The following is a 2,415-nucleotide window of genomic DNA, read 5'->3' as shown; positions in this document are numbered from 1 at the left end:
CCGTTCGCCTCGTGGCTGAGCGCTGCGGTGCAGCTTCACCACAGCGGCCATTCGTTCGTCGTGCAGCATTCTTGGGAGGTGAAGATTGGCAGAGCGGACAGAGCCGCCTTCTGCCTACGCAGCGAATGCTCACGCGGTATTTGCTCGCGATCGCGACACAGAGCGCTCTGTGGTGCGGCGGAATCCCCCAAGCCGGGGGCTCCTTCACGTCAGTACGGGTCCATTCAAGCTGACCCTTCTCTGCGCCATGTTCGCACAGGAAGGACGCGAAAAAAGTTGCCGCAGGGTTGCCATAGCGCCACAACTGTTTTGAGCGATTTGAAGTTTTCGTTTTGATTGTCCGGCAGGGCTCTCACAGGGTTTGAGATGCGCGCAAATAACCTTGGCAATGGTCAGTGCCAAAGCTTCCCGCGCGAAGTAAACAGATCGCCCGCAGAAATGCCGGACTATCTGTCTGTTCCCCCTGATCACGCTCACATACCGATGTAGCGTTTCTAACTTTCCAAAAACTGTAGGAGCGTCGGCGAACGAATTCGGCAAAGTCTTGCCGCCAAACTACTTTACGAGATTTCAAGCGACGGAAAATGGAGGCATCCCCGTATAAAAGATTTAGTGATCAAAAGATGAGTAGCATGGATTTCCCACAACTTCGCCGAACCGCCCTCACAACCTTAGCAGCCGTACTGGTACTCCCGTTCCAAGTGCAGGCACAAAGCACGCTTGCGGAGGTTGAAAGTTTCTTTGACGCCGCGCAAATTGTTGCGGGCCCAACGTTGGTGGACTGCACGCTCTCGGGCGGGACCGAGACGACATGTTTCTCGATCACGGTGATTGCAGAGCCGTCCAGCTATACCCCAGGCCCGTGGTGTCCGACCAATATCACCGATGGGCCGGACAAAAGTGGCATCTGGCTGGAGGACGGAAAGGTCCATGTGGCCGACGGCGCGTTCATGCAAAACCTGTCCACATTCTATGACGATGACAAATGGCAGCTATCCGATCCGTCGACAGGCAAAATCAACGTGACGGACAGCCTCGAGGCATGCCTTGCCGCCGCGCGTCCCGATGTCGATCCGGCCTATACCAATCACTGTGTGCAGTGTTTGGTCGAATACATGCCCGAGGGTGCCACCCAAACCTATGTGATCCCTGTTGAGCCCCAGCCGCTTATGCGCGGGCGCAGTATCGGATTTGCAGGCGCAGGTATCGCGCGCAATGGTGTTTCTCTGGCTGCTGCCGCCCCGACTGACGCGATCTTGGGGGCCTATACAATCGCCCCCTTTGATACATGCGGCGGGCATGTGAACCCGCATGCAGGATATCATTACCACGCTGTGACTGATTGCCTGACCACACTTTCGGATATGTCGGACCATGGCGGACAGATCGGCATCGCAATGGACGGCTACAAAATCTTTGCGCAAAACATGACCGATGGCTCAACCCCGGCCAAACTTGACCGCTGCAACGGGCATGAGACGGGCGACCTGGGCTATCATTACCATGCTGGTGATCCGGGATCGAACGCGATCCTTGGCTGTATGAGCGCAGAATATGGCTGTGCCTCGGATGACCCGACAGCCGTCTGTGATGCAACGGCCCGACCGCCACGCCCTTGAACAACCTTCAACCGCAACCTCAAAGGAAGATCATCATGATCACCAAACTAATGGTCGCCGCCGCCCTGTCTCTGACGGGCGCGACTCTCGCATCGGCGCAAGATGCCGATACGAGCTTTTTCATCACCAGCGAGAACCCTGGCAACGGGGCAGATCTGGGCGGTTTGGAAGGCGCAGATGCCTACTGCACCACACTTGCCGAAGCGGCGGGCGTGACCGGCAAGACATGGGCCGCCTACCTGTCCTCCGCCGAGCAGAACGCGCGCGACCGGATCGGAACCGGCCCGTGGATGAACGCCGCTGGTGTGGTCGTGGCGCAAAGCGTCGAGGATCTGCACAGCGACAGCAACAACCTGACCAAGGAGACGGCAATTTCCGAGGCGGGTGCAGTGATCAATGGCCGCGGCGATACACCCAACCGCCATGACATCCTGACCGGTTCGGACCTCGACGGAAATCTGGTTGGCGATGCTTGCGAAGGCTGGACCACAAGCGGCGAAGGCTCTGCGATGGTCGGTCACCACGATCGCACGGGAGGCGGCGATCATCCGACAGCGTGGAACTCGGCGCATCCGTCGCGCGGGTGTGGCATGGAAGCTTTGCAGGGTACAGGCGGCGACGGGCTGTTTTACTGCTTTGCCACAAACTAAGCAGTCAACTCGACAAACTCAAACGGGCACGCTCTGCGTGCCCGTTTTTTTTTGGGTCTTCGTATTCAGTGAATAACGCGTTTATCCTAACTATTTGTCCAGAGCGATCCACTTTGCGCGCGCTCTGTCCCATGCTGGTAGAGCGC

The 2,415-nt window shown here is 57.8% G+C and carries 2 protein-coding genes; both read left to right on the top strand.

Annotation, left to right across the window (positions count from 1 at the left end; genetic code table 11):
- Nucleotides 1-632: 632 nt before the first annotated feature.
- Nucleotides 633-1,619 carry a YHYH protein gene (locus tag WNY61_RS20190; RefSeq protein WP_342853236.1) on the top strand — a complete coding sequence of 329 codons (987 nt, stop codon included), beginning with the start codon at nucleotides 633-635 and terminating at the stop codon, nucleotides 1,617-1,619.
- Between the two features lie 35 nt (nucleotides 1,620-1,654).
- Nucleotides 1,655-2,269, top strand: a complete 615-nt coding sequence (locus tag WNY61_RS20185; RefSeq protein ID WP_342853235.1) for a hypothetical protein — start codon at nucleotides 1,655-1,657, stop codon at nucleotides 2,267-2,269.
- Nucleotides 2,270-2,415 lie beyond the last annotated feature (146 nt).

The organism is Sulfitobacter sp. AS92 (assembly GCF_038900015.1).
Lineage (GTDB): Bacteria > Pseudomonadota > Alphaproteobacteria > Rhodobacterales > Rhodobacteraceae > Sulfitobacter.
This window is presented reverse-complemented; position numbering and strand designations above follow the sequence as displayed.

What these genes read in the sequence shown, in the direction of transcription:
- WNY61_RS20185 (WP_342853235.1), top strand. Translation starts at nt 1,655, where the DNA reads ATGATCACCAAACTAATGGTCGCCGCCGCCCTGTCTCTGACGGGCGCG.
- WNY61_RS20190 (WP_342853236.1), top strand. Translation starts at nt 633, where the DNA reads ATGGATTTCCCACAACTTCGCCGAACCGCCCTCACAACCTTAGCAGCC.